Annotated in this window: 23 protein-coding genes; 8 read left to right on the top strand and 15 right to left on the bottom strand. The window is 65.3% G+C overall.

Features of this window, described 5'->3' with window-relative positions; all coding sequences use genetic code 11:
* Positions 1 to 27: 27 nt before the first annotated feature.
* Together GM909_RS10115 and gyrB are read right to left on the bottom strand one after the other, a co-directional pair.
* Positions 28 to 1,464 (bottom strand): aldehyde dehydrogenase family protein, encoded by a 1,437-nt coding sequence (locus GM909_RS10115; protein ID WP_157016255.1) that lies wholly within the window; start codon positions 1,462 to 1,464, stop codon positions 28 to 30.
* A 109-nt stretch (positions 1,465 to 1,573) separates the two neighbouring features.
* Positions 1,574 to 4,021, bottom strand: coding sequence for a DNA topoisomerase (ATP-hydrolyzing) subunit B (gene gyrB / locus GM909_RS10120; protein WP_157016256.1), 2,448 nt, complete (start codon positions 4,019 to 4,021; stop codon positions 1,574 to 1,576).
* 235 nt (positions 4,022 to 4,256) lie between these two features.
* On the opposite strand from gyrB, the gene GM909_RS10125 reads away from it, so the two are divergent.
* From GM909_RS10125 to GM909_RS10135, 3 genes are read left to right on the top strand one after another with little or no spacing between them, the layout of a single operon-like run.
* Positions 4,257 to 5,633 carry a cytochrome P450 gene (locus GM909_RS10125; RefSeq protein WP_157016257.1) on the top strand — a complete coding sequence of 459 codons (1,377 nt, stop codon included), beginning with the start codon at positions 4,257 to 4,259 and terminating at the stop codon, positions 5,631 to 5,633.
* 59 nt (positions 5,634 to 5,692) lie between these two features.
* A complete protein-coding gene (locus GM909_RS10130) occupies positions 5,693 to 6,070 on the top strand; it encodes an antitoxin Xre/MbcA/ParS toxin-binding domain-containing protein (protein WP_157016258.1) in 378 nt (125 codons plus the stop codon).
* Complete coding sequence (locus tag GM909_RS10135; RefSeq protein ID WP_157016259.1) at positions 6,030 to 6,782, top strand: RES family NAD+ phosphorylase; 753 nt, start codon at positions 6,030 to 6,032, stop codon at positions 6,780 to 6,782. Before GM909_RS10130 ends, GM909_RS10135 begins: the two co-directional genes overlap by 41 nt.
* A gap of 8 nt (positions 6,783 to 6,790) precedes the next feature.
* Here the strand turns inward: GM909_RS10135 and GM909_RS10140 are convergent, their stop codons facing one another.
* The 6 genes from GM909_RS10140 to rph all read right to left on the bottom strand — a co-directional run bounded on the left by GM909_RS10140 (position 6,791) and on the right by rph (position 11,138).
* Positions 6,791 to 7,168: a YraN family protein gene (locus tag GM909_RS10140; protein ID WP_157016260.1), complete on the bottom strand. Its 378-nt coding sequence runs from the start codon at positions 7,166 to 7,168 to the stop codon at positions 6,791 to 6,793.
* The gene (gene rsmI, locus GM909_RS10145; RefSeq protein ID WP_157016261.1) at positions 7,158 to 8,063 is read right to left on the bottom strand and encodes a 16S rRNA (cytidine(1402)-2'-O)-methyltransferase; all 906 of its coding nucleotides are present in this window, start codon (positions 8,061 to 8,063) and stop codon (positions 7,158 to 7,160) included. Before rsmI ends, GM909_RS10140 begins: the two co-directional genes overlap by 11 nt.
* Before the next feature lie 113 nt (positions 8,064 to 8,176).
* The gene (gene hemW, locus GM909_RS10150) at positions 8,177 to 9,352 is read right to left on the bottom strand and encodes a radical SAM family heme chaperone HemW (protein WP_157016262.1); all 1,176 of its coding nucleotides are present in this window, start codon (positions 9,350 to 9,352) and stop codon (positions 8,177 to 8,179) included.
* Positions 9,349 to 9,993 carry an RdgB/HAM1 family non-canonical purine NTP pyrophosphatase gene (rdgB, locus tag GM909_RS10155; RefSeq protein WP_157016263.1) on the bottom strand — a complete coding sequence of 215 codons (645 nt, stop codon included), beginning with the start codon at positions 9,991 to 9,993 and terminating at the stop codon, positions 9,349 to 9,351. The genes hemW and rdgB overlap by 4 nt, the downstream gene beginning before the upstream one ends.
* The gene (locus tag GM909_RS10160; RefSeq protein ID WP_157016264.1) at positions 9,993 to 10,403 is read right to left on the bottom strand and encodes a VOC family protein; all 411 of its coding nucleotides are present in this window, start codon (positions 10,401 to 10,403) and stop codon (positions 9,993 to 9,995) included. Before GM909_RS10160 ends, rdgB begins: the two co-directional genes overlap by 1 nt.
* An 18-nt stretch (positions 10,404 to 10,421) precedes the next feature.
* On the bottom strand, positions 10,422 to 11,138 hold the full coding sequence (gene rph, locus GM909_RS10165; protein WP_157016265.1) for a ribonuclease PH: 717 nt from the start codon (positions 11,136 to 11,138) through the stop codon (positions 10,422 to 10,424).
* Between the two features lie 162 nt (positions 11,139 to 11,300).
* On the opposite strand from rph, the gene hrcA reads away from it, so the two are divergent.
* The 3 genes from hrcA to GM909_RS10180 all read left to right on the top strand — a co-directional run bounded on the left by hrcA (position 11,301) and on the right by GM909_RS10180 (position 13,942).
* Positions 11,301 to 12,371: a heat-inducible transcriptional repressor HrcA gene (hrcA, locus tag GM909_RS10170; RefSeq protein WP_157016266.1), complete on the top strand. Its 1,071-nt coding sequence runs from the start codon at positions 11,301 to 11,303 to the stop codon at positions 12,369 to 12,371.
* Between the two features lie 79 nt (positions 12,372 to 12,450).
* Positions 12,451 to 13,104: a nucleotide exchange factor GrpE gene (gene grpE / locus GM909_RS10175; protein ID WP_157016267.1), complete on the top strand. Its 654-nt coding sequence runs from the start codon at positions 12,451 to 12,453 to the stop codon at positions 13,102 to 13,104.
* 205 nt (positions 13,105 to 13,309) lie between these two features.
* Complete coding sequence (locus tag GM909_RS10180) at positions 13,310 to 13,942, top strand: trimeric intracellular cation channel family protein (RefSeq protein WP_157016268.1); 633 nt, start codon at positions 13,310 to 13,312, stop codon at positions 13,940 to 13,942.
* 19 nt (positions 13,943 to 13,961) lie between these two features.
* Here GM909_RS10180 and GM909_RS10185 read toward each other — a convergent pair whose 3' ends face one another.
* Positions 13,962 to 14,963, bottom strand: a complete 1,002-nt coding sequence (locus tag GM909_RS10185; protein ID WP_157016269.1) for an adenosine kinase — start codon at positions 14,961 to 14,963, stop codon at positions 13,962 to 13,964.
* 224 nt (positions 14,964 to 15,187) lie between these two features.
* On the opposite strand from GM909_RS10185, the gene GM909_RS10190 reads away from it, so the two are divergent.
* The gene (locus GM909_RS10190) at positions 15,188 to 15,901 is read left to right on the top strand and encodes a sulfate transporter family protein (protein WP_157016270.1); all 714 of its coding nucleotides are present in this window, start codon (positions 15,188 to 15,190) and stop codon (positions 15,899 to 15,901) included.
* Positions 15,902 to 15,991: 90 nt separating this feature from the next.
* Here the strand turns inward: GM909_RS10190 and GM909_RS10195 are convergent, their stop codons facing one another.
* From GM909_RS10195 to cysG, 5 genes are read right to left on the bottom strand one after another with little or no spacing between them, the layout of a single operon-like run.
* Positions 15,992 to 16,525, bottom strand: a complete 534-nt coding sequence (locus GM909_RS10195) for a DUF934 domain-containing protein (protein WP_157016271.1) — start codon at positions 16,523 to 16,525, stop codon at positions 15,992 to 15,994.
* 8 nt (positions 16,526 to 16,533) lie between these two features.
* On the bottom strand, positions 16,534 to 17,286 hold the full coding sequence (locus GM909_RS10200) for a phosphoadenylyl-sulfate reductase (RefSeq protein WP_157016272.1): 753 nt from the start codon (positions 17,284 to 17,286) through the stop codon (positions 16,534 to 16,536).
* Positions 17,261 to 18,931: a nitrite/sulfite reductase gene (locus GM909_RS10205; protein ID WP_157016273.1), complete on the bottom strand. Its 1,671-nt coding sequence runs from the start codon at positions 18,929 to 18,931 to the stop codon at positions 17,261 to 17,263. The genes GM909_RS10200 and GM909_RS10205 overlap by 26 nt, the downstream gene beginning before the upstream one ends.
* A gap of 37 nt (positions 18,932 to 18,968) precedes the next feature.
* On the bottom strand, positions 18,969 to 19,277 hold the full coding sequence (locus GM909_RS10210; protein ID WP_157016274.1) for a DUF2849 domain-containing protein: 309 nt from the start codon (positions 19,275 to 19,277) through the stop codon (positions 18,969 to 18,971).
* The gene (cysG, locus tag GM909_RS10215; protein ID WP_157016275.1) at positions 19,274 to 20,725 is read right to left on the bottom strand and encodes a siroheme synthase CysG; all 1,452 of its coding nucleotides are present in this window, start codon (positions 20,723 to 20,725) and stop codon (positions 19,274 to 19,276) included. Before cysG ends, GM909_RS10210 begins: the two co-directional genes overlap by 4 nt.
* 269 nt (positions 20,726 to 20,994) lie before the next feature.
* Here cysG and GM909_RS10220 point away from each other — a divergent pair, with 269 nt between their 5' ends.
* Entirely contained in the window at positions 20,995 to 21,441 is a 447-nt protein-coding gene (locus GM909_RS10220; RefSeq protein WP_157016276.1) for a baeRF12 domain-containing protein, read from the top strand.
* Positions 21,442 to 21,471: 30 nt separating this feature from the next.
* Here the strand turns inward: GM909_RS10220 and GM909_RS10225 are convergent, their stop codons facing one another.
* On the bottom strand, positions 21,472 to 22,221 hold the full coding sequence (locus GM909_RS10225) for an SDR family NAD(P)-dependent oxidoreductase (RefSeq protein WP_157016277.1): 750 nt from the start codon (positions 22,219 to 22,221) through the stop codon (positions 21,472 to 21,474).
* Positions 22,222 to 22,329 lie beyond the last annotated feature (108 nt).

A 22,329-nucleotide genomic window follows, 5' to 3' on the forward strand; every position in this document is an offset into this window, starting at 1 on the left:
CATTGAGCGGCGCGATTCACGCGCCCCTCACTCCCAGCCGGAGACGGCCTTGACCTCCAGGAAATCCTCCAGGCCCCATTTGCCGCCCTCGCGGCCGAGACCGGACTGCTTGTAGCCGCCAAAGGGACTGCCCGGTGCGCGGTCGGCACCGTTGAGCTGCACCATGCCGGCGCGCAAAGCCTTCGAAACGCGGCGCAGGCGCTCCTTGTCGCCCGACTGCACATAGGCCGCGAGGCCGTAAGGCGTGTCGTTGGCGATCTCGATGGCATCGTCCTCGCTGTCGAAGGGGATCATCGCCAGGACCGGCCCGAAGACCTCCTCCTGGGCGATGCGCATGTCATTCGAGACATCGGCAAAGACCGTCGGGCGCACGAAATAGCCTCGGTTGAAACCGTCGGGACGACCCAGACCACCTGCGGCCAGCCGAGCGCCTTCCTTGATGCCGGCATCGATCAGGTTCTGGACCTTCTCGAATTGAACGGCAGAGGAAAGCGGTCCGATATGGTCGCCGTCTTCGGCCGGATTTCCGACCTTGCACTGCTTGGCATAGTCGGCCGCGATATCGACGGCCTTGCCGTAAACCGAGCGTTCAACCAGCATGCGTGTGGGCGCGTTGCACGATTGACCGGTGTTTTCGAAGCAATGCGCCGCGCCGCGCGCCACCGCATCGGCCAGGTCGCTGTCGGCAAAGACGATGTTGGGCGACTTGCCGCCGAGTTCCAGCGTCACCCGCTTGACGGTGTCGGCCGCCGCCTTGGTCACGGCGGTGCCGGCGCGCGTGGAACCGGTAAACGACATCATGTCGATGCCCGGATGGCGCGACATGGCCTCGCCGACCGTCGGTCCGTCGCCGTTGACCATGTTGAACACGCCGGCCGGAAAGCCTGCCGCATCCATGATCTCGGCAAACAGGATCGACGACATGGGAGCGATCTCGGAGGGCTTCAGCACAACCGTGCATCCGGCCGCAACGGCCGGGACGACCTTGAGCGTGACCTGGTTCATCGGCCAGTTCCACGGCGTGATCAGCCCGCACACGCCGATCGGCTCGTAGATGATATGTTCCTGCGGATTGCGCTCATCGAGCGGGCGTTCGAAGGTGAAATTCTTCAGGACGCGGATGAACGACTTGATGTGCCCGGCCCCGGCGGCGGCCTGCGCCTGGGTTGCCAGCTTCATCGGCGCACCCATTTCCTCGGAGATCGCCTTGGCCATATCGGCCATGCGCGCCTTGTATTCGGCCAGCAGACGCTCGAGATATTCGAGGCGTTCCTCGCGGCTGGTAGCGCTCCATCTGCTGAAGGCCGCGCGGGCGGCGGCGACGGCCTTGTCGACATCGGCCACGCCGCCGAGCGAGATTGCGGCATAGGCCTGCTCGTCGGCGGGATTGATGACCTCGAGCTCCTTCGGCGCCACGGGCGGAACCCACTGACCATCGATATAAAAGTCGGTCTTGCGCAGCATCGTCTTCTCCATCGTCCAATCAGCCAGGACACCTGGCTACCAACAACGATCGGGCGCCGGTAGCGGGAATGCGGCCGTTTTTCTTGGGCCAGTCTTGCCGGGAATAGCCTTACACGTCGAGATTGGCGACGCTCAGCGCATTTTCCTGGATGAAATCGCGCCGCGGCTCGACCTCGTCGCCCATCAACCGCGAGAACAAGGAATCGGCATCGGTGGCATCGGATATCTTGACCTGCAGCAACGTGCGCTCATCCGGATCGAGCGTCGTCTCCCACAATTGCTCGGCATTCATCTCGCCAAGCCCCTTGTAGCGCTGCAAGGTGAGCCCCTTGCGGCCGACGGAGAAGACGGCGTCGAGCAATTGCATCGGTCCCGAAATGTCCTGCGTCGTCTCCTTGCGCTTGAGCACCGGCAGGTTCGCGTAGATCTCGCCGAGGCGGTCCGCATAGCGGTTCAGCGCGCGGGCATCGGCCGATCCGATGAGCCCCATGTCGAGCTGCACGGTCTCCTTCACGCCGCGCACGGTGCGCTCGAAGATGAAACCGCCCGAGCCGTCATTGGACGTCGCAGTGCGGCCTTCCCAACCACGTTCGGTTTCCTCGGCGATCGCGTCGAGCCGCTCGGCAATGCGCTGCGCCATCTCTTCGGCCTGGCCAAGATCAGCAAAAAGATCGGGATTCAGGGCACCGACGATCGCCGCCTGCTCGACCACGGCGCGATCGTAGCGTGTGTGCAGGCCGTTGATCAGGCTGCGCACCGCCAATGCGTCCTCAATTACTGCGCGCAGGTCGTTGCCGGCCCGCACTTCGCCATTGCCGAGTTCCAGGAAGGTATCCTCGAGACCGGATTCGATCAGATATGTCTCGAATGCCTGCTCGTCCTTGAGATACTGGAAGCTCTTGCCGCGGGTAACTTTATAGAGCGGCGGCTGGGCGATATAGAGATGGCCGCGCTCGATCAGTTCCGGCATCTGGCGGAAGAAGAACGTCAACAGAAGCGTGCGGATATGGGCGCCGTCGACGTCAGCGTCCGTCATGATGATGATCTTGTGATAGCGCAGCTTCTCCGGATTGAACTCGTCCTTGCCGATGCCCGTTCCAAGCGCGGTGATCAGCGTGCCGATCATGTCGGACGACAGCATTCGGTCGAAGCGCGCGCGCTCGACATTGAGGATCTTGCCTCTGAGCGGCAGGATCGCCTGGTTCTTGCGCGAACGGCCGGACTTGGCCGAGCCGCCGGCGGAATCACCCTCGACGATGAAAAGCTCGGACTTGGCCGGATCGCGCTCCTGGCAGTCGGCCAGCTTGCCGGGCAGCGAGGTGATGTCGAGCGCGCCCTTGCGGCGCGTCAGTTCACGCGCCTTGCGCGCCGCCTCGCGCGCCGAGGCCGCCTCGACCACCTTGCTGATCAGCGTTTTGGACTCGCCCGGATGCTCCTCGAACCAGGTGCCGAGCGCCTCGTTGACGAGGCTTTCGACCACCGGGCGCACCTCCGAGGAGACCAGCTTGTCCTTGGTCTGCGAAGAGAATTTCGGGTCCGGCACCTTGACCGAGAGAACGGCCGTCAGACCCTCGCGGCAATCGTCCCCGGTCAGCGAGACCTTTTCCCTCTTCGAAATGCCCGAAGCTTCCGCATAGCCGGTCACCTGGCGCGTCAGCGCGCCGCGAAAGCCCGCCAGATGCGTACCGCCGTCGCGCTGCGGAATGTTGTTGGTGAAGGCGAGCACATTCTCGTGGTATGAATCGTTCCACCACATGGCCACTTCCACCGTGATCCCATCGCGCTCGGCGCCGATCGAAATCGGCGCTTCGATCAGCGGCTTCTTGGCCCGGTCGAGATACTTGACGAATTCGACAATGCCGCCGTCGTAGAGAAATTCCTGAGATCTGACATCGGCATGGCGCTTGTCCGTCAGATGAATGTGCACACCCGAATTCAGGAAAGCCAACTCACGCAGGCGGTGCTCCAGCGTGTCGTAGTTGAACTCCGTCATGGTGAAGGTTTCGGTCGAAGGAAGGAAGCTCACTTCGGTTCCCGTCTCGTCGCCCGCATCGCCTGTGACGGCAAGCGGCGCGTCGGCCACGCCGTGGGAAAAGCTCATCTCGTGGATCTTGCCCTTGCGGCGGATCTTGAGCTTGAGCCAGCTGGACAGCGCGTTGACGACGGACACGCCGACGCCGTGCAGGCCGCCCGAGACCTTGTAGGAGTTCTGGTCGAACTTGCCGCCGGCATGGAGCTGCGTCATGATGACCTCGGCCGCCGACACGCCCTCCTCGGCATGCATATCGGTGGGGATTCCGCGCCCATTATCGGTCACCGTGCACGAGCCGTCCGGATTGAGCGTCACCGTCACCTTCGTCGCGTGGCCTGCCAGCGCCTCGTCGATGGCATTGTCGACCACCTCATAGACCATGTGATGCAGGCCGGAGCCGTCATCGGTGTCGCCGATATACATGCCCGGACGCTTGCGCACGGCATCCAGGCCCTTGAGAACCTTGATGGAATCCGCGCCGTATTCGGCCGGTTCGCCGGAATTGTTTTCGGACGTTTCGCTCATAAGAAACCGTTGTCTTTTTGCCGGTGGATTGGCGCGGAAAGTGCAGCCCCGAATCACACGTTTAATATGCCCAAGATATAGGCGTTCAAGCCGATTTTTCCAAGTTTGACAGGCACTTTTGCCGATCTCGCGCGGCATCGGCAACCGCCGTTCCCGGCGCCCTGACCGTCCCTTCCCTTGGAGATTGATCGCCGACGATTGCAAGCCTACATTTTCCTAGCACAGGATGGCTTTCATGGACACCACGCCGACCCCTTTCGTGCCCCCGGCGCCGAAGCCGCGCACATCGCCGCCTTCGACGCTGCAGATGATACGGATCGTCTACCGCAATCCGCTCGAGCTGTGGGGCGAACCCTCCTACAATGAGAAGTGGATCTCGATCACGACCGGTATCGGCGGACCACTGGTCATCGCCAACGATCCCGGCCTCATCCGCCATATCCTTGTCGACAACGCGAAAAACTACAAGATGGCGCGGGTGCGCCAGAAGATCCTGCGGCCGATCCTGCGCGACGGGCTTCTGACGGCCGAAGGCGACATCTGGCGCCGCTCGCGCAAGGCGATGGCGCCGGTCTTTACGCCGCGCCACATTCACGGCTTTGCGCAGGCCATGCTGAAGACGGCCGAAACATTCGCAAAGCGCTATGAAGACCCATCCGAGCCGCCCGACATCGCCCGCGACATGACGATGCTGACCTATGACATTCTCGCCGAGACCCTTTTTTCCGGCGAGATTGCCGGCGAGCCGGGGAGCTTCGCCAAACAGGTCGACCACCTGTTCGAGACGATGGGCCGGGTCGACCCGCTCGATCTCATCGGCGCGCCCGACTGGCTGCCGCGCATCACCCGGCTGCGCGGCCGCAAGACGATGGCCTTCTTCCGTCAGATCGTCGCCGACACGATGACCATGCGCAAGGATTGGCTCGCCCGCGACCCCGATGGCACGCCGAACGACTTCCTGACGCTCCTGTTGAAGGCCGAGGGTCCGGACGGCTTGGGGGAAGAAGAGATCAAGGACAACATCATCACATTCATCGGCGCCGGCCACGAGACCACGGCGCGGGCACTCGGCTGGACGCTCTACTGCCTGTCGCAGGCCCCCTGGGAGCGCCGGAAGATCGAGACGGAGATCGATGCGGTGCTGGCACGCGAGCCGGACCCAGTGAAATGGCTCGACGCGATGCCCATGACGCGTGCCGCGTTCGAGGAGGCGATGCGGCTTTATCCGCCGGCCGCCTCCATCAGCCGCGAGGCGGTCGAGGCCGACAGCTACGAGGACCTCGACATCGGCAAGGGCACGCAGATCCAGATCATGCCGTGGACGGTGCACCGCCACCGCAAGCTGTGGGACAATCCGGAGGCATTTGTTCCGGCACGTTTCCATCCCGAAAACCGCGACAGGATCGACCGCTTCCAGTATTTGCCCTTCGGCGCCGGGCCCCGCGTGTGCATCGGCGCCAGCTTCGCCATGCAGGAGGCGGTCATCGCGCTCGGCGTGCTGATGTCGCGCTTCCGCTTCGACACACTGCCGGAGACGAAGCCATGGCCGGTGCAAAAGCTGACGACCCAGCCCGAGGGCGGTCTCCCGATGCGGGTATCGCGGCGGCGGTGAGGGCGCATATTGCCATCGTGTGAAATATTTGATATTTTTTCTTTCACATGAGGCCTTCGATGGCACGAGCCCTTCAAACACAGACACCCGAGCGCGAAGCCGTGGTCACGAAGGCGCTGTTCCGCGCAGCGGACTTGCTCGGCGTGACGGCGCGCGAACTCTCCGACGTGATCGGCCTGTCGGAAGCCACCTTGTCGCGGCTGAAGCAGGGGCGTGCCGCCTCGCACCTTTCAGGCAAGGCCTATGAACTGGCCATCCTGTTCGTGCGGCTATACCGTTCACTCGACGCCATCACCGGCGGTGACGACGCAGTCTCGCGCCAGTGGATGCACAACCGAAACACTGCCCTCGACGGAACGCCGCTGCAGCGCATCCGCACGATTGACGGCCTCGTTCATGTCCTCGGCTATCTGGACTCCCGACGCGCTCCGCTCTGAGGCGCAGGCGCGCGCGGGCGCCTGTTGGCGGCTGGTCGAGGCGCAGCACCGCGTTTCGACGATGAAGCTCACCGACACGCTGGAGGAACAGGCATTGCTCGAGGCCGAGATCGAGCAAACGAAACCGCCCGTCCCGCCCGAATGCGCGCATCTCGACTATCTGCTTTCCACGCCATTCCGCTATGGCCGTTATCCGGGACCGTCGCGCTTTCGACGCGAAGGCCACACGCCCGGCGTCTTCTACGCCAGCGAGAAACCGGAAACGGCAGTGGCCGAGACGGCGTTCTACCGGCTGCTCTTTCTTGCCGAGAGCCCGGACACGCCACCGCCGCGCAATGCGCTCGAATTCACCGCTTTCGAGACTGCCTACTCGGTGGACCTTGCCATTGACCTGACGGCCGCACCTTTCGATGGAGAGGCCGGACTGTGGTGTCATCCGACCGATTATACCCATTGTCTGGACCTTGCCGACGCGGCACGCGCCGCCGGCGTGGCGTTGATCCGCTACACATCGGTCCGCGATCCCCGGGGCGGCGCCAATCTGGCGCTCATGACCTGCGCGGCCTTTTGCGAGCCCCGTCCGCGCCGGCATTGCACCTGGCGTCTGTCAATTACGCGCTCCGGCGTAATGGCATTGTGCGATTGGCCGGTCGCGCGGCTTGAGTTTCCGGCCGAGTGCTTCGCCGGCGACCGGCGAATGCGACCGGCGTAAAACCCCCGTCAGCCCGAGCCGGCGAAGATGTTCTCTATATGGACGGGCCAGCGCCACGGCAGCACCGCGACCAGGTCGAAGCGCAGCGACAGACGGGCGTGGTCGTGCTGGCGCGCAAGCCACAAATCGGCGGCGGCCTCGATCCGCCGCTGCGCCTGGCGCCCGACCGCGTCCATGGCCTGCGCAAGGTCGGGCCGCACCTTGACCTCGACGACCGCCACGACATCGCCGCGCCGGGCAATCAGGTCGATCTCGCCCAGCCGGGTTCGGTGGCGCCGTGCCACGATGCGGTAGCCCTTGGCGGCAAGCGCGGCGGCAGCCAGCCATTCGCCACGATGGCCGCGGCGATAGGCACGAAAGCGCCTCGCCCTGCCCTCAGCCGTCATCGCCGGCATCCTTCAGTTCGATGAGCCGGCGGTAGAGGTCGGACTTCGCCTTGCCGGTCATACGCGCGGCCTCGCCGGCCGCCTTCGACGCCGGCAGTTCGGCGGCCAGCGACAGGAGGAGCCGGTCCACATCGTCTTCGGACGGCGCCGTCCGCCCCTCGGCGGGCGCGACACAGACGACAATCTCGCCGCGCGGGGCACCGGCTTGCGCATAGTGCCGGGCCAGCTCATCGAGCGTGCCGCGGCGGAATTCCTCGAACCGTTTGGTGAGCTCGCGCGCGACGACGGCGCGCCGCTCGCCGCCCAGAACCCGCGCCATGGCCGCCAGGCCGGCGTCGAGCCGGCGCGGCGATTCGAAGAATATCAGCGTCGCCGGCGCGTCCTTCAGGCTCTCCAGCCGGCTGTCGCGGGCACCGGCCTTCACCGGCAGGAAGCCGGCAAACAGGAAGCTGTCGGACGGCAGCCCGCTCGCCGTCAGCGCGGCCAGCGGCGCCGACGCGCCCGGCAGCGGCACCACTCGGATGCCACGGTCGAGCGCCTCGCCGACAAGGCGAAAGCCGGGATCGGAGACGAGCGGCGTGCCGGCATCCGAACACAGCGCGACGGATTTTCCGTCTTCCAGCGCCGTGATCAGCCGCGGCCCGGCTTCGGCCGCATTGTGCTCGTGATAGGCGAAGGTGCGCCGGCGGATGCCGTAGCGCTCCAGGAGAACGCGCGTCACCCGCGTATCCTCGCAGGCCAGGACATCGGCAGCGGCCAGCGTCTCGAGCGCCCGCACGGTGATGTCGGCAAGATTGCCGATCGGCGTCGCCACCAGATAGAGCGCCGGCTCGAGCGGCGGCGCTGCAACCTCCGTCTGGCCGATTATGAAGCTCGCTGGCGCCGTGTGCGTCATCTTGGTTCCATTAGCTCATTGCCTGCATGGATTTCGCACGCATCGCGGCGAATGCAAAGGCAGCGGCGGCAACTGTCATGACGAAACGGCGTGTCCTGGGACCGAAAAGGCGCTCAGCGCGCGAGATCGGCCACCAGCGCATCGAGCACCACCATGCCGGCCGGCGTGGCGCGCAGGCGTGAATTGCCGAGCGACGCGACAAGCCGTTCCTCCTGCAAAAGGGAAACGCTCCTGGACGAAAGTGGACGCCCGGCAAGCTGCTCGTAGCGGGCAAGGTCGATGCCTTCGGCAAGCCTGAGCCCCATCAGCAGGAACTCGTCGGCCTCCTCGGCCCGCGTCAGCATCTCGCCGTCGACCACGCCATGACCGTGCGTTTCGACGCAGTCGGCCCAAGTTTCAGGATGGCGCTCGGCGATGGTGACGACGCGCGCGCCGTCCTCGACAAACCGGCCATGGGCGCCGGGGCCGACGCCGACATATTCGCCATAGCGCCAATAGGTGAGGTTGTGGCGGCTTTCCGCGCCCGGCCGGGCGTGGTTGGAGATCTCGTAGGCCGGCAGGTCGCGCTCCGCCGTCACCTCCTGGGTGAGCCGGTAAAGCTCGGCGGCATGGTCGGTGTCGGGCACGGCGAATTTGCGCGCCGCGTGCAGCGCGAAGAACGGCGTGCCTTCCTCGATCGTCAACTGATAGAGCGAAAGATGATCGGCGGCGAGGTCGATCGCCCGATTGAGTTCGCTTTCCCAGCTTTCGAGCGACTGCTGCGGCCGTGCATAGATGAGATCGAAGGAAAGCCGCGGAAAGGTCTCGCGCGCCAGTTCGATCGCGGCAAGCGCCTCGGCGACGCTGTGCAGCCGGCCGAGAAATTTCAGGTCGGCGTCGTCGAGCGCCTGCACGCCCAGCGAAACGCGGTTGACGCCGGCGGCGCGGTAGCCGCGGAAGCGCTCGGCCTCGACAGAGGACGGGTTGGCCTCGAGCGTCACCTCGATGCCGTCCGGAACGGTCCATTGTTTCGCGATCGCGTCGAGCACCGCGCCGACCGTCTCCGGCCGCATCAGCGACGGCGTGCCGCCGCCGAGAAAGACGCTGGTGACGGCGCGCGGCCCGGTGCGCTGCCGCATATGGGCAAGCTCGGCGGCAAAGGCGCGCGCGAAGCGTTCCTCGTCGACCGGCCGGTGGCGGACATGGCTGTTGAAGTCGCAATAAGGGCATTTGGCCGCGCAGAAGGGCCAGTGGACATAGATGCCGAACCCCGGCTCATCGTCGACGGGGCGAACGAATGACGCGCTCATGCCGCTCCAAGCTTTGCCCGGGCGAAGGCCTGGAAGGCGCGCGCACGGTGCGACAAGGCCGTCTCATGCCCGGGCTTCCAACCATGCTTTTCGCTCGCCGACATCTCGCCGAATGTCCTTTCATGGCCGAGCGGCAGGAAGACCGGGTCGTAGCCGAACCCGTCCGTGCCGCGCGGCGGCCAGACCAGCGTGCCTTCCGCCTCGCCGCGGAAATATTCGGCCTCGCCGTCAGGATAGCACAGGCATATGACCGCGACGAAGCGGCCGGTCCGGTCTGCAGGTGTAACGGCACCTTTTTCGCTGAGCGCCTTTTCGGTCTTTTCCATCGCCATCATGAAATCGCGCGTGCCGTCCGGCCGTTCGGCCCAATTGGCGGTGTAGACGCCGGGCGCCCCGTCGAGCGCGTCGACGCACAGGCCGGAATCGTCGGAGAGCGCGGTCAATCCGGTCGTCTTGGCCGCGGCGAATGCCTTGATATAGGCATTTTCCTCGAAGGTGGTGCCCGTTTCCTCGGGTTCCGGCAGGCCGAAATCCTTCGCCGATCTGGCCTCGATGCCGAAGGGCGCCATGAGCTCGGCCAGCTCGCGCAGCTTGCCTGCATTGTGGCTCGCCACCACGATCGTGCCGTCCAGTGCGCGCATCAAAGACCCCATATCCTTGGTTCGGTGAACTCGAGCGAATTGCCCGCCGGATCGCGAAAATAGATCGAGCGGCCGCCCTGCGGCCACTCGAAATCGGCCTCGATCCCGACGCCGTTTGCCTCAAGATGGTGCTTCCAGCGTTCGACCTCTTCGGCACTCGCCGCAAACGCCATGTGGCCCGGACCGCTTGTGCCATGCGGCGGCACGGGCAGCGAAGCCTCGGGCGGCGGCGGCGTGATCGTCGCCTCGGCCTTGAAGAGCAGCAACACGCCCGAGCCGCAGCGGAAGAAGACGTGCCGGCCTTCGACCATCACGATGCGCTCAAGCCCGAGGATGCCGGAATAGAAGGCCTCGGCGGCGCCGAGATCGTCGACATAGAGCGCGGTCTCGAGGATCGCGGGGGGCTGCATGGGGTCCTGCTCCCAGTCTTATCCGACGGCCATTTTCTGCAGTTCCACCAGGCGTGCAATGCCCTTGCGGGCCAGATCCATCAGTTCGTCGAACTGGGCCTGCGAGAACGGCTCGCCCTCGGCCGTGCCCTGGATCTCGACGATGCCGCCCTTGCCGGTCATGACGAAATTGGCGTCCGTCCCGGCTGCCGAATCCTCGGCATAGTCGAGATCGAGCACCGCCGCCCCGTCATGGATGCCACAGGAGATCGCCGCCACATGGTCCTTCAGCACCTTGCCGATGGAGGCCATCTTGCGCGCTTCCATCCAGGCCAGGCAATCGTAAAGTGCCACGAAACCGCCGGTGATCGACGCCGTGCGGGTCCCCCCATCGGCCTGCAGCACGTCGCAATCGACCGTGATCTGCACCTCGCCGAGCGCCTGCATGTCGACGACGGCGCGCAGGGAACGCCCGATCAGGCGCTGGATCTCAAGGGTGCGCCCGCCCTGCTTTCCCGAAGATGCCTCGCGGCGCATGCGGTCGCCCGTCGAGCGCGGCAGCATGCCGTATTCGGCCGTCACCCAGCCCTTGCCGCTGTTGCGCATCCAGGCCGGCACCTTTTCCAGGAGGCTGGCCGTGCACAGCACATGCGTATCGCCGAAACGCACCAGGCAGGAGCCTTCGGCATGCTTGGACACGCCGCGCTCGAAGCTGACGGCGCGCATTTCGTCGGGCTGGCGCTTTGAAGGGCGCATGAAGACATCCTGTCGCTGGTTTCTGTCGAATAGCTGTTTCGGCGGCTTGTAGCGGCATGAATTGCGCGAGGCAAAGGAAAATCGGGCAAATCCCGGGCAGTTGTGTTCAAATCGGCAACGACTATATCTTAGAAGAGCGTTTGCCAGGTATTAGCAAGGCCCATGAACACAGCCGTCAACGACCCCACACTGCAGACACTCGATCAGCGCTCGCGCGACATCTTCCGGCTCATCGTCGAGTCCTACATGCGCGACGGCGATCCGCTCGGTTCGCGCAATCTCTCGCGAATGCTGCCGTCCACGGTGTCGCCGGCCACCGTGCGCAACGTGATGAGCGACCTGGAGAGCCTCGGCCTCATCTACGCGCCGCACGTGTCTGCCGGCCGGCTGCCCACCCAGCGCGGCCTGCGCTTCTTTGTCGACGCCTTCATGGAGATCGGCGACCTGTCGGAAGAGGAACGCCGCACGATCGAAGCCCAGGTGAAGGCATCGACCGCCAGCGCGTCGATCGAGCACATGCTGACCGAGGCGAGCCAGATGCTGTCGGGCATGTCGCGCGGCGCCGGCCTCGTTCTGGCGACGAAGACCGAAGCGGCGCTGAAGCATATCGAGTTCATCCAGCTCGAACCGGCCAAGGCGCTGGCGGTCCTGGTGTCGCAGAACGGCGACGTCGAGAACCGCGTCCTCGATCTGCCCGCCGGCATCACCGCGTCGCAACTCCACGAAGCCTCCAATTACCTCAACGCCCACATCCGCGGGCGCACCCTTGCCGAGGCGCGTTCGGAAGTCGCCCGGCTGAAGGAGGAAACGCGCGCCGCCCTCGATACGCTGTCGCAGGACCTGGTCGAAAAGGGTCTCGCCGTGTGGGCGGGCGACGAAAGCGACCTACCGGCGCGGATCATCGTGCGAGGCCGGGCCAATCTCCTGGAAAACGTCACCGCCCAGGCCGATATCGAGCTGTTGCGGCATCTGTTCGACGATCTGGAGGCCAAGGAGGGTCTCATCCAGCTGCTCAACCTGGCCGAGGACGGCTCGGGCGTGCGCATCTTCATCGGCTCGGAGAACAAGCTATTCTCGCTGTCCGGCTCGTCGCTCGTCGTCGCGCCCTACCGCGACAGCGACGCCCGCATCATCGGCGCGCTCGGGGTGATCGGGCCGACCAGGCTCAACTATGCGCGCATCGTGCCGATGGTCGACTATACTGCCCAGGTGATCGGCCGCATGCTCGGCTGAATCCACCGGCCCTTGATTTTTCCGCGCCAAGCATCGATATCCGCCGCAAATCGAGACCAGTTGAATGACGGGAAAACCGATGAACGAAAAGGCAAAGAACGAACGCGCGCCAGAAGACGAAGCCGTGCCGGAGAACGCCGAAACCGAAGCGGCGACGTGGCAGCCGGCCGGAGAGGCGCCGGAAGCCGATTTCGAGGCTTTCATGCGACTGGCCAAGGAAAACGAGGAACTGAACGACCGCGCCCTGAGGCTGGCGGCGGACATGGAGAACCTGCGCCGCCGCACGGTCCGGGACGTCCATGACGCGCGCTCCTATGCGATCGCCAATTTCGCTCGCGACATGCTGACGGTGTGCGACAACCTGCGTCGGGCGCTCGACGCGGTGCCGGCCGAAGCCCGCGAGACGGCCGATGCCGGGTTCAAATCGCTGATCGAAGGCGTCGACATCACCGAGCGCGGCATGCTGTCGGGGCTCGAAAGGCATGGCGTGAAGAAGATCGAGCCGCTGAACGAGCGCTTCGACCCGCATTTCCATCAGGCCATGTTCGAGGTGCCCAATCCCGAGGTCGCCTCCGGCACGGTGGTGCAAGTGGTCCAGCCCGGCTACATCATCGCCGATCGCGTCCTGCGCCCGGCCATGGTGGGCGTCGCAAAGGGCGGCCCGAAGCAGCCGGCGCCCGAATCGCCGGCCGAGCCGGGGCCGATCAACGAGCAGGCCGAAAAGGACGCCTGAGCGTTTCGCCCGGGAGCCGTCGCCTGACACCGGTCGAACAGGATGAAAAATGGAAGGGCATCTTGCGCGGCAATCGGCCCGCGAAGGATGCCCTCGCCGGCGCAGGCCTGTCCCGTAGACGAGTCATCATGAGCCGAATTCGGCGTCCCGGCTTGCCATCGGCGCACCGGCACGCGACACATGGGGCCTTTATTCCGGAGGCTCGATGAACCCGCTGCAAATTCTCGACTATGGCGGCATGGCCGTCTTTGCCGCCACCGGCGCGCTGGCCGCCTCGCGCAAGCAGCTCGACATCATCGGCTTTCTGTTCCTTGCCGGCATCACCGCGATCGGCGGCGGAACCGTGCGCGACGTGGTTCTGGACCTGCCGGTGTTCTGGGTCGTCAACCCGGGACACATCCTGGTTGCCGCGCTTGTCGCCGTCCTCGTCTATTTCACGGCGCATCTGGTGGAATCGCGCTATAAGCTGCTGCTGTGGCTCGATGCCGTCGGCCTTGCGGCCTATTGCGTGCTGGGAGCCCAGAAAGGGCTCGACGCCACCGGGTCGGCCACCGTGGCCATTCTCATGGGCACGCTGACGGCAACGTTTGGCGGCATCCTGCGCGATCTCTTGGCTGGAGAGCCCTCCGTGCTTCTCAGGACCGAGGTCTATGTCACCGCCGCCCTTGCCGGCGCTTTCGTCCACACCGCCATGATGCTTGCCGGCCTGCCACTGCCGGCAGCCGCCGCACTGGCCTTTGCCACGGCCTTCATCGTGCGCGGCGGCGCATTGCGCTATGGCTGGACATTCCCGCGCTACAAGAGCCGGCCGGGCCGTGACCCGGAAGACATCCCGTAACGCGGGAGCGCGCGCGTAACTACAGCAATCCGGCCTGCGCGGCTTCCTGGCGCAGATCACATTGCGGTCGCGGCCCGATCTGCTGGATGACGAGACCGGCGGCAAACGAACCGAGCCTGCCGCAATCGGCCAGGCTGCGGCCGCTCGTATAGCCGAACAGGAAGCCGGCGGCGTAAAGGTCGCCGGCGCCGGTCGTGTCGACCAGCTTGTCGATCGCCATGGCCTCGACCTCGACGGTCTCCTCGCCGCGCACGATCACCGACCCCTTTTCCGAACGCGTGACCGCGGCCAGGCGGCAATCCTTGCGGATCGCCTCCAGCCCGGCCTCGAAGGACGAGGTCTGATAGAGCGATTTCAGCTCGCTTTCATTGGCGAACACGATGTCGACCGTTCCCGAGCGCATCAGCTCCAGGAACTCCTCGCGATAGCGATCGACGCAAAAGGCGTCCGACAGCGTCATCGAAACCTCGCGCCCGGCCGCATGGGCGGCCTCGGCGCTCAGGCGGATCGCCTCCTTGGCGCGCGGCGGATCCCACAGATAGCCCTCGAAATAGGTCACCTTGGCCCCCGAGGCCTTGTTCTCCTCGACATCGACGGGACCGAGTTCGACGCAGGCGCCGAGATAGGTGTTCATGGAACGCTCGCCGTCGGGCGTGACGAAAATCATCGAACGCGCGGTCGGCGGCGTGCCGGCAAGCGGGTCGGTGTCGAAGGCCACGCCCTGGGCGCGGATGTCGTGCCGGTAGAGCTTGCCCAGATGATCGTCGGCCACCTTGCCGAAAAAGGCCGTGCGGCCGCCGAAACTGGCGATGCCGGCGGCGGTGTTGCCGGCGCTGCCGCCGGAGGCCTCGATGGCCGGACCCATACGCTCGTAAAGCAATTCGGCGCGCTCGGCATCGATCAGGTTCATCGCGCCTTTGACGATGCCGTTGGCGACGAGGAAGTCGTCATCGCAGCGTGCAAGGATGTCAACGATGGCGTTGCCGACGCAAAGCACGTCGTACTCGGTATTTGAATTCAATTGTCTATCCGGAAGTTAGGACCCAGGAAATGCGCGACCGGTTTAGCGAATCCGGCCGGCTTTGCAAACCCGTGGGGCCATAATGGACCTGGAACGTGCCGTGGCGAAGGGCGCTCCATCCCTGGATGGGCGCGGCCCCGGTGACTTTTGCACAAGAGGTCGGAAGGCTTGTCAGTATCGATCCGGCTTCCTATGTCGCGGCGGCAACAGGACCGCCACTACAGATGATCATCGACGCCGCACGCGCAGCCTTCGCCCGCCTCTTCTCGGTCGAATTCCGCTCCGTCATGCTGAAAACGCTGGGCATAACGCTGCTTGCGCTGGTCGCGCTGTGGTTCGGCCTGTGGGAGGTCTTCGACGCGCTGGCGCTGCCTTATCTGGAGCAACTCCTGCCCGGCCTTCCCTCCTGGGCGGGCTGGTTCGGCATGGTCGCCGCCATCATTGCCGGCATCGGCTTCGCCGCCGGCCTGGCGCTTCTCGTCGCACCGGTCAGCGCGCTGGTCGCCGGCATCTTCCTCGACGACATCGCCGAAGTGGTGGAGCAGACCGACTATCCGCAGGACCCGCCCGGACGTGCCCTGCCAATGGGACAGGCGGTCTGGCTGTCGATCAAGTTCTTCGCCGTCGTCATCCTGGGCAATATCTTCGCGCTTCTCATGCTGCTGATACCGGGCGTCAATCTGATCGCGTTTTTCCTGGTCAACGGCTATCTGCTCGGCCGGGAGTTCTTCGAATTCGCCGCCATGCGCTTCCTGCCCGAGGCCGATGCCAGGGCGCTGAGGCGCCGCCATGCCGGCACCGTCTTCCTGGCCGGGCTCATCATCGCCGGCTTCCTCGCCGTGCCGCTACTCAACCTGATGACGCCGCTCTTCGCCGCGGCGATGATGGTGCATCTCTACAAGGGGCTGGCGGCGCAGCATGCAAAGGCAGCGCTGTGAGCGCCGCGCACTCCACGCCATTCCGGCCGAGTGAGTGAAACGAGGGAGAGCCGGGACCCATTGAGAGGCGCGGATGACGGTGGTGGGATATCAGGCCGCCGGCTTGCGGCGCCAGGAATAGCGCTGGCCGGCATCCGCCGGCCTGGCCGAAGGCTGATAGTACAGCGGCAGACCGCCGATACGGCCCTCGGCAAGTCGGGCAAGCGCCGTTTCGTTCGATACCTCCAGCACGTCGAAGCCGGTGCGCAGCATATGCGGGATCAGGTCGATCAGCACGTCGCCGCAAGCCCTGATCTCGCCCTCATAGCCATGGCGGCTGCGCAGGAGCGTGGCCTTGGAGAAGCTGCGCCCGTCGTTGAAGGCCGGGAAGGCGAGCGCCACCAGCGGGATCGACGCCAGCGCGTCGGCAATCTCGGCGATATCCTCGCCCGGCGCGATGAGGACGCCGATACGGTCTTTCTCGGCCTCGCGGACCGCCGGGTCGAGCGCCTTCCACACGGCAAGCGGCAGGATGACGCCGCCATTGCCTTCGAGCGCCTCGGCGCCTTCTGCATGGCGCCAGCCGTCGTCACGAAAACCTTCGGGGGTCCAGACGCGGCTCGGATTGTCGGCAACCTCGGTCATGGCAGTTCCTACAGCGAAGACGCGGTCAGGGAGCTTTCCAGCCCCGAAAGGTGAATGCCGCATTCGGTCTTGGCCTGGCCGGCCCAACGGCCCGAACGCGCATCCTCGCCCGGCTTGACGGGCTCGGTGCACGGAAAGCAGCCGATCGACAGGTAGCCATAGGCCACCAGCGGATTTTCGCGCAGGGCGTGCTCGCGCATATAGGCGGCGAGATCGGCTGTCTCCCAGCGGGCAAGCGGATTGATGCGGATGCGCGACCCGACCGCCTCGAAGGCCGACAGCCCGTTGCGGCTCGCCGCCTGAAAGCGCTTGCGGCCGGTGAACCAGGCAGCGTACGGCTCGACGGCGCGCGCCATCGGCTCGACCTTGCGGATATCGCAGCAGGCGTCGGTATCGTGCTGGTGCAGCGTGCCGTCGGGATCGCGCTCGGCAAGGGCTTCGGCGCGCGGATGAACGATGCGCAGATTGCGCAGCCCCAGATCGGCCGCCAGCGCGTCGCGATAATCCAGCGTCTCGCCGAAATGCTTGCCGGTGTCGAGGAAAAGGACCGGCAGGGCGGGATCGATGCGCGCGATCATGTGCAAGAGCACGGCCGAATCCGCGCCGAAGGACGAGACCGCGGCGATCTCGCCGGGGCGGAACCGGCCAGCGGAAAGCGCGATCAGGTCCTGCGGCGCCAGATGTCCGTAACGCTCGTCGAGTGCCGCGGCCTCGATCTGGGCCTCGGCCTCCGCGTCAAGCGGCTTTAGCTTCGCCAGCATAAAGCGCCTCCTTGAAGGGTGCCGGTCCAAGCCGGCGATAAGCGTCGATGAAGCGCTCGGACGCATCCGTCCTGAGCCCAAGATAGGTATCGACAATGGTCTCGATCGCATCGGTGATCTGGTCGGGCGCAAAGCCGCGGCCGACGATCTCGCCGATCGAGGTGTTCTCGTCGCCCGAACCGCCCAGCGTCACCTGGTAGAGCTCGGCGCCCTTCTTCTCGACCCCGAGAATGCCGATATGGCCGACATGGTGATGGCCGCAGGCATTGATGCAGCCGGAAATCTTCAGCTTCAATTCGCCGATCTCGCGCTGGCGCTCCAGCGACGCGAAGCGGTTGGAGATTTCCTGCGCGACGGGGATCGAGCGCGCATTGGCGAGCGCGCAGTAATCGAGGCCCGGGCAGGCGATAATGTCGGTGACGAGACCGGAATTGGCCGTCGCCAGACCGATCTCGACCAGCCCGTCATAGACGGCCTTCAGATCGGCGCGCGCGACATGCGGGAAGATCACGTTCTGCTCGTGGCTGATGCGGATCTCGTCGAAGGCGTATTTTTCGGCCAGGTCGGCGATCGCCTCCATTTGGCTGTCCGTTGCGTCGCCCGGCACCTCGCCGATGCCCTTCAGCGAGATCGTGACGGCGGCATAGTCGGGATGGCGATGGGTGAAGACGTTCTGGCCGAGCCAGTCGGCGAAGCCGGCATTTTCCACCCTGGCCGCCTTGACCGCCGCCTCGCCTTCCGGCCGTTCAACGAGGGCCGGTGGCGCGAAATAGGCCTCGATCGCCCGTACATCCTCGTCCGGCAGCTTGAGCTCGGTGTCCTTGAGCGCCGCAAACTCGGCCTCGACCTGGCGCGCCAGTTCCTCGGTTCCCGTCTCGTGGACGAGGATCTTGATGCGCGCCTTGTACTTGTTGTCGCGCCGGCCATGCAGGTTGTACACGCGCAGGATCGCCGTCGTGTAGGACAGCAGGTCCTTTTCCGGCAGGAAATCTCGGATCTTCTTGCCGACCATGGGCGTGCGGCCGAGACCGCCGCCGACATAGACGGAAAAGCCGAGCTCGCCCTTGGCGTTCTTCTTCAGATGCAGGCCGATATCGTGCACCTGCACGGCGGCGCGGTCGCGCTCCGCCCCCGTCACCGCGATCTTGAACTTGCGCGGCAGGAAGGAGAACTCCGGATGCACCGACGACCACTGGCGCAGGATCTCCGCATAAGGCCGCGGGTCGGCCACCTCGTCGGCCGCAGCACCCGCGAAATGGTCCGCCGTCACGTTGCGGATGCAGTTTCCGCTCGTCTGGATGGCGTGCATCTCGACGCTGGCGAGGTCCTTCAGGATCGCCGGAACGTCGGCCAGCGCCGGCCAGTTGTACTGGATGTTCTGGCGCGTGGTGAAATGGCCATAACCCTTGTCATATGTGCGCGCGATATGCGCCAGAATGCGCATCTGGCGCGAATTGAGCGTGCCATAGGGGATGGCCACGCGCAGCATGTAGGCGTGAAGCTGCAGATAGACGCCGTTCATCAGCCTCAGCGGCTTGAACTGGTCCTCGGTGATCTCGCCGGCCAGGCGGCGCGCGACCTGGTCGGAGAACTCAGCGACCCTGGCCTTGACGAAACTGTGGTCAAACTCGTCGTAACGATACATCGGTCTTCTCTTGGCGTAGCGTGCCCGGCGTGCTGCGTCAGGCCACGTTTGAAATGGTCGAATGCGCCTGCTTGCCCAGATCGGCGCGGAAGGTGGGTCCGGCGGCGCGTATGCGCTCGCGCAGGCGGACGGGAACGATGCGGCCGTCGACCATGTCGACATCGATCAGGTTCACGTCGACGACCTCGTTGTTCTGCGCAGCCGCCTCGCCGGCGCGCTCCAGCGTCTCCTCGCCGGCCTTGTCGCGGGCGATCTCGGCCGCATCGATCGTCTCGGCCCAGGAGCGGTCCGACGCCAGCCACACGGCCTCGCCGTCCGTCAGCCTGTTGGCGGTGAGGATCTTCATGCCTGCGCTCCCTGGCTTTGGCGAATGGCCACCGGCTGCGGCCTGCGGCGCGCCAGCGGCGTGGAATGATCGAAATTGGCCCCGGCGACGGCGTCGCCGATGATCGTCATTACCGGACCGGTGAGTTCGTCCATCGCTTCGAGCGACGGCAGGTCGGCGAGCGTCCCATGAAATAGCCGGCGCTCGGCGCGGCTGGCGTTTTCCACCACCGCGACCGCCGTCTCCGACGACAGGCCGGCGTCGATCAGGCGCGCGGCAACGTCCGCGGCGACGGTGCGGCCCATATAGATGGCGACGGTGGCGCCGGAAATGGCCAGCTTGCCCCAATCGGGCAGCGTCGATCCCTTGAGGTCGTGGCCGGTGGTGAAGACCATGGAGGACGTGACACCGCGCAATGTCAACGGCAGCTCGAAATCGGCCGCAGCGGCGAAGGCTGCCGTCACGCCGGGTACGACCTCGTAGGCGATATCGGCATCGCGCAGCGCCTGCATTTCCTCGCCCGCACGCCCGAAGACCAACGGATCGCCGGACTTCAGCCGCACCACGCGCTTGCCGTCGCCGGCGAGTTCGACCAGCAGCGTGTTGATCTCGGCCTGCGACTTCGAATGGCAGCCCTTGCGCTTGCCCACCGCGATGCGCTCGGCGTCGCGCCGTCCCATCGACACGACGGCCTCGGGCACGAGGGCATCGAACAGGATGACATCGGCCTGCATCAGCAGGCGCTGGGCGCGCAGCGTCAACAAATCTTCCGCGCCCGGCCCGGCGCCGATCAGCGCGACATGACCACGCGTCGTTTCACGCCCGCCAAGCAGGCGCTCGGCGGCCTCGCGCGATTCCGAAATATGGCCCAGTTCCATTGCCTGGGCCGGCGCGCCCTCGAAGAACTCGCTCCAGAAGCGACGGCGCGCGCTGCCCTTCGGAACCACCTGCTCGACGAGATCGCGATAGGATGCGGCGAGCCGCGCCAGGGGTCCGAGGGTCGGCGAAAGAAGCTGATCGATCTTCGCCCGGATCATCTGCGCCAAAACCGGCCCGGCGCCCTCCGTGCCGATGGCGACGGCCACCGGTGCCCGGTTGACGATCGCCGGCGTATAGAAATCGCAGATCTCGGGACGGTCGACGGCATTGGCCGGAATGCCGCGAGCACGCGCATCGGCTATGACACGCGTATCGGCATATTCCTCGCCGGTGGCCGCGAACACCAGCGCGGCGCCGTCGAGCCGCGCAGCATCATAGGGCGCGCGCACCAGTTCGGCATCGTTGTGCTGCACCCATGCGGCAAGGGCAGCCTCCGGCGCCTCGGCCAGGATGCGGATGCGGGCGCTGCATTGACCGACCAGGCGCGCCTTGGCCAGCGCTTCCTCGCCGCCACCGACAATGACGACGGTGCGCTCGTCCACCCGCATGAAGACGGGAAAGGCATTCAGCTTGTCGGTTTCGACCGGCATTGGGCCAGGCTCCCTCATTGAAGTTCCGCATAGTTACCCGATAGGCCGATTTTCTGAAGAAACGGGGTAGCGTGCGGCCATGGCTGCCGCAATCGCTTTTGCGCCGTGCGCCATTGCCACAGAATAATTTTCCGGGCCGCGCATCCCCGTCGCCGCTGATGGAACGCAGACGGGGAGGGAGCGTTGCAATGCAAGCCTGGCGTGACGTCGCCGACCGTCTCGTCTAAGCTCCTGTGATACGACTTCCATTGAGACCAAAGGAGTGCGCAATGTCCCTGTTGAAGCTGGAGCATAACCTTTGGGTTGTCGTGGCCGACGGTGAAAAGGCCTTGTTTCTGCGCAATGCCGGAACCGCCCTCAACCCGCAGCTCGAGGTCGTGCGCCAGGTGAGCCAGGAGAACCCGCCGACGCATGAACAGGGCACCGACAGGCCCGGTCGGCTGAACGATGCGGCCTTCGCGCATCGCAGCGCCGTTGCCGATACGGACTGGCACCGCATCGCCAAAGAGCGCTTCGCCGACGAGATCGCCGACCGGCTCTACAAGCTGGCCCAGAACGGCTCGTTCGACCATTTCGTGCTCGTCGCCCAGCCGCATGTTCTGGGCGCCATCCGCAAGAAGATGCACAAGTCGGTGCTTTGCCGCATCAAGACGGAAGTGCCGAAAACGCTGACCAATCACACACTTGCCGAGATCGAGCGCAATTTGCTGGCATGACGGACGAGACGGGACGGCCGACACTGACGATCACACGTGCTGACCGCCATTGATGTGGATCTCGCCTCCGGTGACATAGGAGGACTGCGGCGAGCAGAGGAAGAAGATGATGTCGGCGACCTCCGCCGTCGTCCCGAGACGGCGCAAGGGGATGTTCTCGACGATCTTTTCGGTGCCCGGAGACAGGATCGCGGTGTCGATCTCACCCGGCGCGATGGCATTGACGCGAATGCCGTGCGGACCGAAATCCGTCGCCATCTCGCGCGTCAGCGATGCAAGCGCTGCCTTCGACGTCGCATAGGCCGTGCCGGCGAAAGGATGGACCCGGCCGCCGGCGATGGACGTCACGTTGACGACGGAGCCCCTTGCCGCGGCAAGCTCGTCGAACAGGCCGCGCGCCAGCATGATCGGGGCGAAGAAATTGACCTGGAAGACCTCGCGCCAGACCTGCATCGGCGTGTCGAGGGAATTCATCCGGCCGCTATCCTCGAGCTTCGGCGAGATACCGGCATTGTTGACCAGGGCGTGGAGCCGCCCGCCATCGTCCTGCAGGCGCCGGCTGATCTCCGACACCGCCCGCCCGACATCCTCGGGATCGGACAGATCGACCCGGATATGGTTTTCCGGCCCCAGCGGCCAGGGGCAGGCATCCGAGAAGGCCTGCCTGGAACAGGTGATGACACGCCAGCCCTCGCTCGAAAAGCGCTTCACCGTCGCGTGGCCTATGCCGCGGCTGGCGCCGGTCAGAACGATGGTCTTGCGCGGTTCCGTTTCGGCCATGATGCGTGCTCCCACCCTTGTCTAGCAGGTTGCTGAAGAAGCCGCCAATTTTGCCGGCATTTCTTTGATGGGCGTTTTCTGGCGTGTCTTTACGTGATCCTTGCGATG

Source organism: Mesorhizobium xinjiangense, from assembly GCF_009749525.1.
GTDB lineage: Bacteria > Pseudomonadota > Alphaproteobacteria > Rhizobiales > Rhizobiaceae > Mangrovimarina > Mangrovimarina xinjiangensis.